Below are 11,910 nucleotides of genomic sequence, written 5' to 3'. Positions count from 1 at the left end.
TATTTTCTTGCCACACAGCTAAAAAATAAAAGAAAAGCAGGCGTTGCCAAACCTCACGGTGACAGTTGGCTTAGAATGAGGACATACTTTTGGATAAGTTTGATGAGATTCATGTGGACATTGAATCTGAGCAGCAAGCCTTCGATTTGCTTGAAAGCTATCTTGATGGTTATGGTTTACCTGACAGCTTAAGTTTTAATGGATGGCCAAACCTTACCATCAAATTAACCGGTGAGAAATTTAACAGATCCCTTACACCTTCAGTCATGAAGGGTTTTGTTGAAATGCAGGCTCAAATCAACAAATCATATGCCCTTGCCAAGTACGGTGTCCCTGACGTCCGCAAACTGACTAAAGAAGAACTTGACGCTCTGGAAATTGAAGTTACGGTAGAGCAAGGTTCTTCAATAGTAGAAATTAATATTGATGGTTTTTTAACCAAACTCACACAGGAACTTGTTGGTAAAATGAACGCAACTGAGATCATGTTTACTGTTCTCGGCGCAGCAGTCATCTGGGGCGGAGTAACAGTATTTAAACGGTTCTTGGACAACCGCAAAGATACTCGCCTTGCAGAAATTGCTAAGGATGGAGAGAAAGAACATCTCCGGACTATGCAGATCATGAGCGAGCAAGAAACTAAACGCCTGCGGGTCATTTCGGAAATGGTTGCGGAAAAGCCGCTTCTCGATAACATGGACCGTATGTCGTATGACGCTAAAACCCAGATGGTTAAGTCCTTTGTGCGTTCAGATAGCGCCCAAATTGATGGCGTTACTATTGATTCTGAAATGGCGAAAGAGTTAGTTACTAATGCTCGTAGACGCTCATCAGAAATGAGAATCGATGGTATTTACCGGATTGAAGAAGTTAATAACACTGATCCAGAGAGCTTCAAAGTTAAGGTTCGTCGTGTCGATACCGACCAACGCCTAACCTGCGTAGTTCAGGATGTATTCCTTGATGAATCCGGAAATAAAGAAGCGTTGCAGCGAGCTGAATGGGAAAGAAAACCTGTTCATCTGAGTATTAACGCAAAACACGTCGATGGTGACATTAAATCAGCAGTAATTCTCTATGTTCGAGACGTTGAGAAAAAGCCCGAGTAATCGGGCTTTAAGCATCAATCTTTGACTTCCACGTCCATCTCTAAACGAATTTCCAGCATCGAGAGGCAGCCATCAATAAACCCCTCGGCCATCTGTATCTCGATGCGTATCAGTTTCTCATCCTTCTTTCGCGCTTTAGCTATCTTCCGCTTCGAGATACCGTACAGGTAATGAGCGACTAGAAGCGAATGCTCATATGGTTTTCGGCTTTTCAGTCGCGCCAGGCAACCTTCAATGATAAGCGCATCATCATCTGTACATGACAATCGGGTTTTGCTTGTCTGCGGTAAAAGTCCCTTAAATCCTGCCGCGATCGGGGAGTAATCCACACCAGAATTATCGCTTGATGCCCAACCGCCCCATCGTTCTAACACCATCTGAATATCGCGCATGTTATCTCCACTGTTCATGCAAGCACGCCGATTGCCAGCGCACGATCTATAACCCGAAACACCAGGACCAGTTGGTCACCGTATTTCGCTTCAAATGCCACAGGATCAGCATGCAACTCGTCGTGATGCTCTCTGCACAGAGGAATCACAAACAGGTCGTGTGCCTTTGTACCCATTCCACCCTGCCCGTGGCCAATCAGGTGGTGGGGGTCGTCAGCTTGCTTGTTACAGCAGACGCACGGCTGGGCCTTAACCCATCTCGTGTATTTCTCATTCACCCAGCGACGACGCTTGGGTTTAAGCATGAAGGATTCCGGCGTCTCAGGGTCTACCTTCATCGCCACTATCTTTTTCGCTTTCTCCTGTACCAGTTGTTGAGCGGGTAATGTCGGAACAATATCGCTTTCGCGTGTTACCGGCTGGTGGGACTCTTTCTTAAGACGAAGTGCTTTATGCGCTACGGCTTCAGGTATCTCGTTAGCCAGGTCGTTCCTGACCATCCACCAGCAAAACTCCGGCAGCGTCAGAATGTGGTCCTCACTGAAACCTAATTGGCCGTTTACAACCTTCAGTAGCCAGGATACCAGGTTTTCACGGGCTATACCCGCCAGACCTTCAGTGAACTGATCACGAATTTTTAAGTCGCAGCCCCAGCACGTGCGAATTGAGCCAGGCGCATGCCGGGTGATGGTGTAGTTGCGATCGTGCCACTCGCTGTGTGGGTACTGACATTCCAGTTTTCTTTCGAGCCAGGCATCCAGTGAATTCAGTCCACCAGCACGATGTATTACCTTCTGATTTTCGAAGACATCACGCATTAACGGATCGTTCTGAAGCTCCTGAGCAGTCTCCGGCAGCATGCCAGACGGTAACTCAGCCATTGACTCTGCCTGTGGCTCGATAAGAACGCGCCCACGTCTGAACAGATGCATCAGTTCACTGCCTGGGCGAAATATCACTACCCCGGTCATCGGTGCCACTTCAGGTGTCAGTAATGCCCTCACGCTACCTGCCCCTTAGCAATATGTTCTGCCCACAGGCCACCTATCCAGCGAACACCCTTGGCGGTGAAGCGGGACTGATTGAACGCATAATTTGTCTGGTTTGTCGTGCCCGTCTTCACCTCGAAGCGCCCTGCTTCGATATGCTTGCTCTTTGGTGTGAGAACACGGTTAAGCCGGTACATGATGCCGTTCTCAATCAGGAACATCGCAAACTCTGGCTCTTTGGCGTTAAGCAGCTTGGCAACCTGCCGGAATGTCATTGAACCAGTAGCCGTCACATAACGATCAACGAACTCGGCCTTTGGTGCTGCTACTGCCAGTTCTTCACTCAGGCGCTGTTTCTGTTCTTCCAGTTCTGCGGCAAGTCGCAACGCTTCAGAGAATGATTGCGGTACCTTCGGTTGGTTACGGCTTTCCAGTTCCAGCCAACGATCGATAATCCTTTTACGCAAAACGACGTTATATCCAGAAACCAGCGTGAGACATAAGTCTTTAGGAAGATGGAAGCACGGGTAAGCCCTTCCAAGGTCATCCCGGTATTCTCCCCAAATTTGGGGAGATTGAATATTGAGCTGTTCCATCATCACTTTAATGTCACGACAAACATGGTCATGTCGTTTTTCACATAGACCCGCAATTTCAAGACTGGTCATCGCCGGAAACCCAGGATCATTCTTCACATTAATCATCTGTTGCATGCTCTGTCTCCACTTATCAGGCGGCTGCACCCACCATTGGTACATGTTTAGTGATCGATATTTCTACCCGTCCACCAGGTATTTTCGGTCCCCACTCCACCAGCATGCGTCGCACCTGACTGTCGTCCTCCCAGATGCCTGCATGTGTAAGCGCGTCAAACAGCGCTTTGTTGTAGTTGTCTATGTCGCGGCGGCGTTCATCAGGTGGATAGAGAACAATCTCTACTGATGCCAGTGATGATGACGGCTTAGGGAGCATGCGAAGTTGCTCAACGATAGCCACGCATGCCGCGCTCTGGTATGCCCTGCCTTTGGCGCTGATGAGATGGCGGCCAGCCAGCGGCCCCTTATTAGGAGCACGCCAGTAGGTGTTCACACTGGGTGGAAATGGGAGTACCAGTTTCATCATGATTCCACTCCAAAGCGCCCGTTCATGCGCCCTATTTTTCCTACGAACTCCAGCAGGGTTACCCCCAGTGGTCTTATCTTCTCGTGATGCTTCTTCAGGATCGGCGGTACTGTCTCGTTCCAGTTAGGCTTGGGCTTCACCTTCATTGCTTTTCTAATCTCGTCGCTGCAGCGTTTGGCCTGAGCCTGAATGGCATTCTCGGTTTCCTGGTTCATGCGCCTTCTCCTTTCGCCCAGTCGATATGCATCACGCTGCCAGGAATCAGATGCAGGTCTGGTTTAACAGACTGGTTTCCCCAGTGGTGCCAGCCAGGAGCAGCGCAGCGGCTGAATAACTCAATGCGTGACACATCGCCGTATAATTGCTCCAGACGGTAACGCGCTTCTGCTGGCTTCTGGCTGTGCTCACCGAGTGGGCTGTAGATAACCTGTTTTACGCTGGCATTCTGACGCTCCAGCCCTTTCCCTCTGGTGGCGATCAGCAGATCCTCAGTATTGGCGCGGGTATAGTTACCACCGTTCATTCGGGTCTGAGCATTCAACAGATCGAGGAAGTCGTAAAAGTCCTCTATTCCACCAGCCTGAAGCGCTTTGTTGATGTGCTGCTCAGCCAGTGAATTGAACTTCACCCAGGTGAATCCCTTCATGGTCCGAACCTTAAAACCCCATGCCTCAGCAAGCTCGATCGCTTCACGGGTATGTGTACCGGTGAACCACATGGCCAGAACGGAATCTTCCGCAGCCAGTTCCCAGACCGGCAGGCGTTTTATGTCGATGAGTTTCATCGTGCCGTAATGGTTTTCCGCTGCACCATTGCTGATGGTGTTCCCGTATTCCCACGGCGGATCGGCGTAAATCAGTGAGTAGCTCATTAACGTCCTCCCGAAAGTCGACCAGCCAGATAACATCCGTCTTCGGCAATAACTGCTGGCTTAGCCAGGCCAAGACAGCGCTGACGTTCTGCCAGTATTGCTGCTCGCTCTGATTCAATGGCTGATGCGCTGAACGCATCCATGTAAATCGTCGCAGCACGGTGAAAGAGGCCTTTCGACTCCAGATCTTTCGCCGTTTCCATCAAAGCGCTGACTTCAGGAGTTGGTTCAAACACCTCGAAGTGGCAATCTGCTGGCGGTTCCGCGTAATAACGGAATTGGCGACCGTCGCGTTTACGTGTTGCCAGCTCTGAACCATAAAGACGGCAAACAGCGAGTTGAAGCTGGTCCTGACTGTATTGAGTCAGACCTTCGATGATGTCCCTGGTCGTGGAGCCAGGATTCATGGCAATAAACATCTGGACTGTTTTCAGAATGCTCATCGTTACCCCCTGAATCCTTCAGGAATGCGTGTATCGCACTCGTATTTGGATTTAAACATTGGGTCCTCTCGAACCTCATGTTTGCTCGCTGACGCTGATAACTTCAGGGACAACTCATCCCATTTTTCACGCAGCTTCGAAGGACTGAGAATATTTCTGCACCAGAAGGGATCACGATTTACACGACCGTACAGCTCGCAGATCTGGCGGTGATTGCGATTATCCTGAGTGCACATCAGACGAACCTCGTTAGCCCAGGAAACCCAGTTAGGTTCTTTAGGGCGAACCAGTTTACCGTCAGACTCAGCGGCTTGCTCGTAAAGTCGAATAATCTTTGCCCAGATCCATTCTGCGCAGGTTAAATCTTCCTGAGTTCCCCATTGACGTTTTGCCGCACTGAAAACCACCGCTGTTGGATGGCGAGACAGAAAATCATGTGGATTAACCAAAGCGTCCGGTTGCGAAGCTTCCGGACAAGAAGGGGTTTTATTCTCTGTAGTACTCTCTGTTGTATTCTCTGTAAGATCATCAGTGCATTTTGACCTGATGACAGCGGTTCGTTTTGACCTGATGGAGCGTGTCGCTTTGACCTCTTCCATCGTGTCATTTTGACCTGATGGAACAGTGCATTTTGACCTCTTCGATTCGGTCACTTTGACTTCATCTAAAAGCTCGCTTTCATAGTTGATCGTGTAGAAGTTGGTCATGTCGCGTTGAGACTTGTTCAGTTGCTCAATTTTGAGCACACCGAGTGTCTTCAGGCGGGTGAAGGTTCGCTTCAGAGTCGACTCTGACCAGAACGGGAACTGCTCCAGCCACTGTTCAGTCGTGTTGTAAATCCAGCGAACACCGTCACGCTCCATGCCAGACGTTGTTTCTTTCAGCCAGTAGTTAATCTGCTGCAATGCAATCGCCTCATTCAGGCCAATGCTGTACGCAAGGTCAGGATTTATCACTATTGGCCGGGATGTCATTAACAGGCTCATTCGGACCCTCTATTTCCCTGAATTTACGCTGAAACTGTTCGAGAGGACTGAAGCACTCATGCTCGTATCCGTCGCGCAGGTATATAACCCGTTGAGTTTCTGGCTCCCACCGGATAACCCTGACTGGGACGCCGTAGCTGTCTTTAAACCGTCTGTTGAGTGCTCGCATTCGACCTTCTCCGCCTGGCCGTTGAAATCACCTACAACCCAATCGGCAAACTGGTAGCAGACAGGCTCAAAGCATCCGGATACCATTACCCCATACACGAACTGCACCGGACCTTTTCCACCCGGCATAGGTCGAGCAATAAGTTGCGACCTGCGGTACTGTGTTGTTACACTGTTCATGCGTTAGTTTCTCCACTGATACGACACGCCAAGGCGCCCGGAGCTGCACACTCGCGGGCGTCACCTTTTCTGCCTGTTGAAACGAATACGTCAATCGCCTGATCTGAAACACCAACCCCATAAAGCGCCATAAATCCCAGGAACCCGTGAATCTGGTGGCGGAGCTTCTTACTGAATAATTCTGAAAGCGTTTTGCGCTCTGATGAATCAATTACCCCATCAGCCGCTGCTGCCATCTTGGCATTAGCCAGCTCACCAGATGCTGCTGCCGCTTTCATCTCAATGCTGTACAGCTCAACGTTATCCAGGCTCTCAGCAGTTGGAACATCCACCAGCCATTTCCCTTTGCGGTTCGCCTGGTACTCGGCCAAGTAACAAGAACCAGACAGGTCCTCCATCCGTTCCAGTTCTGCCAAGGTAAAGAACCGACTGCCACACTTCTGGTACAGGTGGTTGTGGAACTGGTCGATAGTCATCCCTAAATCGGAAGCCATACCTAAGCGACCATGCTTGTGTGCCTTACACATCAGGCGGATTGCTGTATTTATGCTGTCTACCATGTTGATTTCCCTCTGGTAGTTAATAATCAACTTAAAGTTGACTATTGTTGTTAGCGGAAGGTATGCCGTCATTTTTGTTCGGATAAATATCAGGTCGTAATTGATGGGGAGTTACTACCCATCCGCCCCATTGGCAGAGTTGAATAACTCTTTCAGAAGGTACTCGGTTCTTTGCAATCCAGTTCGCAACAGATTGAACTGATTGGAATTCAAACCGCCTTGATACCTCTGAAATCGACCCGATCGCCTTCACAGCTTTAGCTGTTACATTCTTGTGTTGAGATGACATGTGTTCTCCTATGACTAAGCCTGCATCAATACTACTTATGGTAGCAATTATTAGCAACTTAAAATAGAAATGACAACTATGCCTTGTGCGCTTAATCTTCTACTTATGGTGGAAAATGCTAAATACAAAGACTTTGCCGAAAGGCTAAACAGGTCTCTCCAAGAGCAATCTATTGGAGTTAAAGAATTGTCAGAGTTCAGTGGTGTCTCGTATGAGATGGCGCGGCGCTACACTCTTGGTACTGCAAAGCCGAGAGATGAGAAGATGATTCGAATTGCAGAAAGACTTGCCGTCTCACCGGCTTATCTTGATTATGGTGTGCCTGTTAATGGTGGCGACGCGCCAGCCAAAGGCACGGTCAGAATAGAGCAATTGGATGTTCATGCTTCAGCCGGTTCCGGATATATAAACCAACCATTCCCTACAATAGTGAGCTCAATAGAGATTCCAGAAGAGAGGATCTTCGAGTTGTTTGGTCGTAGAAGCCTTGATGGCATCGTCATGATAAATGTTGATGGCGATAGCATGATGCCCACGCTTTGCCCAAAGGACCTGCTTTTCATAGACAGCAAGGTTGAACAATTCAGCGGCGACGGCGTTTATGTGTTCAATTTTGAAGACAGTACGTTCGTTAAACGTTTGCAGAAGGTAAAAGGGCGCCGACTGGCAGTTCTTTCAGACAATGAACATTACCCGCCCTTCTTCATAGAGGAGCATGAAATGAATGAACTATACATATTCGGCAAGCTAATCAGATGCTTACCTCTAAAAATGATAGAGTTTGGCTAATAATTAATTCATCAAGAAACCGGCGAAAGCCGGTTTTTTTACGCCTCCAATTCCTCACCTCATAACACTACACTACTAAAAATTTCATTTTTCTACTTTTTGTTTTTGCAATTATCTACTTAAAGTAGCTATAGTCATTGCATCGAAAGCGAACAGGCAGGACGCCCACGAAGTAGCCGCCGGTGGCGTATGAATAACCGGATGATTCGCACAATGTCTGATGGAGGGATTATGGATAGTAAAGAACCAAAGATTTCAGCCGGCGGTATGTCGAACGATGAACTGCTTGCCTGGATGAAAAATAAAACTAAAGCGGTTGAGGAACTCAAATCCGCTTTAGCTCATAAGGAATTTCTGGAAGAGCAGCTTCAGATTAATGCCGCGGAGATTGAAAGACTTACTCCACAAGCATGTATGAATATTCTTTTGAGTGATCAGGATTCCATTCCCCATTGATGAAGTCATCAAAGGAAGATTCCCAAACATTTGCATGAATTTTATCTAAAAAGCCCCTATATGACTGTGGAAGTTTTTCCAAAACAAGGTGGTGCTGAACGGCAATGATGACATCTTCGAGATCCATCTTTCTTATTTGCTCGCCAGGCCAGCTGTAAGTCTTATTTAGCAAGTGGATGATTGCAGATTTTCCCTTGAGAGGGCTGAAAATGGTTCCATGCTCCTGACGGTGGATGGCGAGCATGACATCTAGCGTAGTAAGAAGGATGGCTCTGTTTTTTACTTTATGTAGCTCATCTTGAGAAACAGCTCCCATCTGAGGGATGTCTCTTACTGAATGAATGGTCGCTATATGCGCCTTGAAGATTGCTGAATAGAAAGCGGTGCTCATTATTTTATCCTTCTTGGCTGTGTAGGAACTCCAAGATACCACCGAGCCTGATGTGGTGAAAAGACAGGCACACAACATGAAAGCGCACTCCTTTACTTACCAGTTATGGGTGACAGGTGTGAAACAGGTGGAGTGCGCTTCCAGTTGTGGCATTAGCTCAGTTGGATAGAGCAACGGCCTTCTAAGCCGTGGGTCGCAGGTTCGAACCCTGCATGCTGCACCAGAATCACGTAGTTCTCGTGATCCAAGGAAGTAAGAAAGCTGTGTGGAGTCTTGGCGGTACCAGTACCAACCTTTGAAGTCCCTGGTACCGCCCTTTTTACTCAACTGAAAGCGCGTTCTGTCCCTTGTCATTAAGTGCCAGTTCGTTAAATCCAAAACCAGCGGAACGCGCTTTCAATTGAGTGGAGAAACTAACCGGCGATTGCAGTCGCCCGTTTCACTAAGTGCCTCTTCATGGGGCATTTACTGAAACGAAACCCAAACTTTTATTCGCCTTTTGGCGAGGGATTCGTGCAACCAAAATTCAGCGCCGTGCAGGGCGCATATAACACGGAGAAACTAACCATGACGACCACACAGAACGTCACTGAGTTACAACCACGCATGACCAGAGAGCAACTGATCGATGCAGCCCGTAAAGCTGCCCCTCTCCTGCCACCTGCTTCCCAGTGGCTGATGAATGAACTGGCGAACCGCTACGATGTTCAGGGTGTCGCGCTGTGCGAATCAATGGAACAGCGTAAAACACTGGCCATCGAGAACACTGTTTTACGCGACGATGTTAATTGTTGGGCCAAAGAGTGCGACCGCATCGTTGAACGTCATACCAAATCGCCGACCAATATGCACATGCTGGAGGCACAGAGAGAATTACGCGAGTTAACTCCAGTAACCGATCAGGTTATTCGCGATATCCAGGCCACTGGCGTGGAAAAGTACGCAAACGTCACTATTGCCATAGGGAAAGAAGAGCAAGAAGAAAGCATTGTTTACGCTGGTAATCAGGCTCTGTTATTCGCTAACCAACTTCGTGAAGGTACTGCGTAATGGCCGCTAACTCATTCAAACAAATGTCACGTGATGGGACCATCAAGCGCACCGATACCGGGATGTTTATCAGCCTTGAACATATCTACGTGCGTGAAGGTTTCAACAAGCGTGAAGACGACGAACGCACCCGCCAAGCAGATGATGACCTGTTTAACTATCTGATGAACGGTGGCACCGTTCCTCCACTGGAGGTTATCGCACGTGATGAAGGTGGGGTGTGGGTTGTTGAAGGCCACCGCCGCCGTCGATGCTACGCACGTTGTGCTGAAGCTGGGAAGCCAGTAGACCGCATTCATATCATGCCGTTTAACGGTAACGATGTGCAGCGACTGGCTCGCATCATGACCAGTAATAACCAGCTTCCACTTTCCGATATTGAACAGGCTGCTGTTATTCAGGAGCTTCATAACGCTTTCAACCAGACCACCAGCGAGATTGCAAAGCTGGTCAATAAGTCTGTAGCGACCGTTGAAAAGTTGCTCACTCTGAGTACTGCTAATTATGACGTTCAGCAGGAAGTTAAATCTGGTGCCGTATCTGTTGATGTTGCTGTTGACCGCGTTCGCGAGTTTGGCGAACAGGCTGGTGAGGTTCTCCAGCATGATAAAGCAGTAGCCGCCGCCCAGGGGAAAACAAAGGTTACCCGCAGTTCTATCGCTCCAGAACTCAACATTAAAAGTGCTCGCCGTTTCGTGGAACTGATGGCCATGGCGACGATCAGCGATGAAGGCGTGTTCACTTTGCAAGGCACTGCACTGGCTGAAGCCCTGTCGATAATCGACGAACATAAAACCATTGCTGAAGCTCGCGAAACCTATCGCCTTTCACAGCCAATCCCTACGACAGAGATTATCGGGAAAGTGCTGTATGTGAAGCTGGACGGTAAGGCAATCGGCTCGGCAATAATTTATCGCGGTAAGAACGTCACGCTCGACCTAGGTGACAGAAAAATCATCGCCAGCCAGTCAAAAGCAGTGGCCCACTTCGTTAAACAACACAAACTTCAGCAGGTACATACCAATGCAAATGATCAATAACCGTATGACAGAAACTCAAATTGCTGATCTCTTCAGCCTGGCGGTTCAGTTGCAGGTTAAAGCTGAAGAATCAGATGATCGTGATACTGCCATTTTGGCCTACTCAATTCAGAACGCATGCTCAAATTTAACGGAATCCAAGCGCGAGTTTCGTGCAGCAGACGCGACTATTCACAATCTGGAACTGAAACTCACAGACACGGCAGTACAGCTCGCTAACGCCGAGAGCAAGTGCAGTGAGCTGGCGGCGGAGAATGCAAAACTAGCTGACTGCGCAAACTTTTATCGGCTTGGATTTAAGCCTGTAAAAGGTGCATTCGGAATCGAATACCGACCAACAGAGCAACTGCTTGATGATTGCGGAAATACAGCAATTGAAGCAATCAAAACCCCAGCCACCGACGCTTTCCTGGCTGAAGTGAGGGCGCAGGGTGTGGAGATGCTTCTCGCTTCTCTACCACCTCACTACACGGACAGATATGACATCGAGAAGTTCGCCGCCCAACTTCGCAAAGGAGCCTCGCTATGAGCAAATATCCGAGAGTTGAAGGTGTCTTGTCTAAAAAGAAAAACACTTCCGCGAAATGTCGTTGCGGTGCAGTGGCTAAATATAAAACCACGGTGCAGGTAGATATTTTTCGTGGCGATGATGAGGTTTTCTGGTCATGTGCCGAACACAAAAATGACTGTGTGTTTCTGCTGGATGGCGCAGTCGAGAGCCAAGGAGCAGCCCAATGACAGCACTCAACAAACAGGCGACGCGCATGCGCAGCTATCTCGATACGGCACTTAAATCCGGGGTTAAGCTTTTGCACCTTTCGACTGATGAGCTTGAAGGCCTGCTGGATGAGCTGGAAGCCGCAGAGAATCGCATGGCAGAACTGGAGGCGCGGACTGTTACGTTGCCATCTGAGCGGTTCCGCTACGGCGAGAGTGATTACGATGACGGTTATGTGAATGGCTGGAATGCGCACGGCATTGAAACAAAATCGGCACTACGCGCCGCTGGCATTGGCGTGAAGCAACTGTCTTGAGCACCACCAAATTAAAAGGCCAAATTATGGAAAGAATTGTC

At 48.6% G+C, this 11,910-nt stretch carries 20 protein-coding genes and 1 tRNA gene; 9 read left to right on the top strand and 12 right to left on the bottom strand.

The annotated features are described in order from the left end of the window. Positions 1-89: 89 nt before the first annotated feature. The gene (locus tag RYZ59_RS22440) at positions 90-1,109 is read left to right on the top strand and encodes a hypothetical protein (RefSeq protein ID WP_008323294.1); all 1,020 of its coding nucleotides are present in this window, start codon (positions 90-92) and stop codon (positions 1,107-1,109) included. A 14-nt stretch (positions 1,110-1,123) separates the two neighbouring features. Here RYZ59_RS22440 and RYZ59_RS22435 read toward each other — a convergent pair whose 3' ends face one another. The 11 genes from RYZ59_RS22435 to RYZ59_RS22385 form a co-directional block, all read right to left on the bottom strand. Next, positions 1,124-1,501: an antiterminator Q family protein gene (locus RYZ59_RS22435; protein ID WP_309189734.1), complete on the bottom strand. Its 378-nt coding sequence runs from the start codon at positions 1,499-1,501 to the stop codon at positions 1,124-1,126. 14 nt (positions 1,502-1,515) lie between these two features. Continuing rightward, on the bottom strand, positions 1,516-2,505 hold the full coding sequence (locus RYZ59_RS22430) for a DUF968 domain-containing protein (RefSeq protein ID WP_318050763.1): 990 nt from the start codon (positions 2,503-2,505) through the stop codon (positions 1,516-1,518). Continuing rightward, entirely contained in the window at positions 2,502-3,203 is a 702-nt protein-coding gene (locus RYZ59_RS22425; RefSeq protein ID WP_318050760.1) for a phage antirepressor KilAC domain-containing protein, read from the bottom strand. Before RYZ59_RS22425 ends, RYZ59_RS22430 begins: the two co-directional genes overlap by 4 nt. A gap of 16 nt (positions 3,204-3,219) precedes the next feature. Continuing rightward, the gene (locus RYZ59_RS22420) at positions 3,220-3,609 is read right to left on the bottom strand and encodes a RusA family crossover junction endodeoxyribonuclease (RefSeq protein WP_318050824.1); all 390 of its coding nucleotides are present in this window, start codon (positions 3,607-3,609) and stop codon (positions 3,220-3,222) included. Continuing rightward, positions 3,609-3,827 (bottom strand): hypothetical protein, encoded by a 219-nt coding sequence (locus tag RYZ59_RS22415; RefSeq protein WP_318050758.1) that lies wholly within the window; start codon positions 3,825-3,827, stop codon positions 3,609-3,611. The genes RYZ59_RS22420 and RYZ59_RS22415 overlap by 1 nt, the downstream gene beginning before the upstream one ends. Beyond that, the gene (locus RYZ59_RS22410) at positions 3,824-4,483 is read right to left on the bottom strand and encodes an MT-A70 family methyltransferase (protein ID WP_318050757.1); all 660 of its coding nucleotides are present in this window, start codon (positions 4,481-4,483) and stop codon (positions 3,824-3,826) included. The genes RYZ59_RS22415 and RYZ59_RS22410 overlap by 4 nt, the downstream gene beginning before the upstream one ends. Next, positions 4,483-4,926: a hypothetical protein gene (locus RYZ59_RS22405; RefSeq protein ID WP_318050755.1), complete on the bottom strand. Its 444-nt coding sequence runs from the start codon at positions 4,924-4,926 to the stop codon at positions 4,483-4,485. The genes RYZ59_RS22410 and RYZ59_RS22405 overlap by 1 nt, the downstream gene beginning before the upstream one ends. A 2-nt stretch (positions 4,927-4,928) precedes the next feature. Next, positions 4,929-5,912 (bottom strand): hypothetical protein, encoded by a 984-nt coding sequence (locus RYZ59_RS22400; protein WP_318050753.1) that lies wholly within the window; start codon positions 5,910-5,912, stop codon positions 4,929-4,931. Then, positions 5,869-6,081, bottom strand: a complete 213-nt coding sequence (locus tag RYZ59_RS22395; protein WP_116359839.1) for a DUF4222 domain-containing protein — start codon at positions 6,079-6,081, stop codon at positions 5,869-5,871. The genes RYZ59_RS22400 and RYZ59_RS22395 overlap by 44 nt, the downstream gene beginning before the upstream one ends. A 175-nt stretch (positions 6,082-6,256) precedes the next feature. After that, positions 6,257-6,820: a YmfL family putative regulatory protein gene (locus RYZ59_RS22390; RefSeq protein WP_016240141.1), complete on the bottom strand. Its 564-nt coding sequence runs from the start codon at positions 6,818-6,820 to the stop codon at positions 6,257-6,259. A 31-nt stretch (positions 6,821-6,851) separates the two neighbouring features. Beyond that, the gene (locus RYZ59_RS22385; RefSeq protein WP_024195799.1) at positions 6,852-7,109 is read right to left on the bottom strand and encodes a transcriptional regulator; all 258 of its coding nucleotides are present in this window, start codon (positions 7,107-7,109) and stop codon (positions 6,852-6,854) included. Between the two features lie 69 nt (positions 7,110-7,178). Between RYZ59_RS22385 and RYZ59_RS22380 the strand changes: the two genes are divergently transcribed. Both RYZ59_RS22380 and RYZ59_RS22375 read left to right on the top strand, forming a co-directional pair. After that, the gene (locus RYZ59_RS22380) at positions 7,179-7,898 is read left to right on the top strand and encodes a helix-turn-helix transcriptional regulator (protein ID WP_032140310.1); all 720 of its coding nucleotides are present in this window, start codon (positions 7,179-7,181) and stop codon (positions 7,896-7,898) included. A gap of 231 nt (positions 7,899-8,129) precedes the next feature. After that, positions 8,130-8,354, top strand: a complete 225-nt coding sequence (locus tag RYZ59_RS22375; protein WP_143370123.1) for a hypothetical protein — start codon at positions 8,130-8,132, stop codon at positions 8,352-8,354. Here RYZ59_RS22375 and RYZ59_RS22370 read toward each other — a convergent pair. Further along, entirely contained in the window at positions 8,296-8,745 is a 450-nt protein-coding gene (locus RYZ59_RS22370; RefSeq protein WP_089603035.1) for a hypothetical protein, read from the bottom strand. The genes RYZ59_RS22375 and RYZ59_RS22370 overlap by 59 nt on opposite strands. Before the next feature lie 146 nt (positions 8,746-8,891). Between RYZ59_RS22370 and RYZ59_RS22365 the strand changes: the two genes are divergently transcribed. From RYZ59_RS22365 to RYZ59_RS22340, 6 genes are all read left to right on the top strand, one after another. Then, positions 8,892-8,968: transfer RNA gene (locus RYZ59_RS22365), tRNA-Arg, on the top strand. 344 nt (positions 8,969-9,312) lie between these two features. After that, positions 9,313-9,795 (top strand): hypothetical protein, encoded by a 483-nt coding sequence (locus RYZ59_RS22360; RefSeq protein WP_227467221.1) that lies wholly within the window; start codon positions 9,313-9,315, stop codon positions 9,793-9,795. Then, entirely contained in the window at positions 9,795-10,835 is a 1,041-nt protein-coding gene (locus RYZ59_RS22355; protein ID WP_318050744.1) for a chromosome partitioning protein ParB, read from the top strand. The genes RYZ59_RS22360 and RYZ59_RS22355 overlap by 1 nt, the downstream gene beginning before the upstream one ends. Then, positions 10,819-11,364, top strand: a complete 546-nt coding sequence (locus tag RYZ59_RS22350) for a hypothetical protein (RefSeq protein ID WP_318050742.1) — start codon at positions 10,819-10,821, stop codon at positions 11,362-11,364. The genes RYZ59_RS22355 and RYZ59_RS22350 overlap by 17 nt, the downstream gene beginning before the upstream one ends. Continuing rightward, a complete protein-coding gene (locus RYZ59_RS22345) occupies positions 11,361-11,573 on the top strand; it encodes a hypothetical protein (protein ID WP_318050740.1) in 213 nt (70 codons plus the stop codon). Before RYZ59_RS22350 ends, RYZ59_RS22345 begins: the two co-directional genes overlap by 4 nt. Continuing rightward, positions 11,570-11,869: a hypothetical protein gene (locus tag RYZ59_RS22340; protein ID WP_318050738.1), complete on the top strand. Its 300-nt coding sequence runs from the start codon at positions 11,570-11,572 to the stop codon at positions 11,867-11,869. The genes RYZ59_RS22345 and RYZ59_RS22340 overlap by 4 nt, the downstream gene beginning before the upstream one ends. The last annotated feature ends 41 nt before the right edge of the window (positions 11,870-11,910 follow it).

This window comes from Citrobacter sp. HN-141, from assembly GCF_033341895.1.
Classification (GTDB): domain Bacteria; phylum Pseudomonadota; class Gammaproteobacteria; order Enterobacterales; family Enterobacteriaceae; genus Citrobacter.
This window is presented reverse-complemented; position numbering and strand designations above follow the sequence as displayed.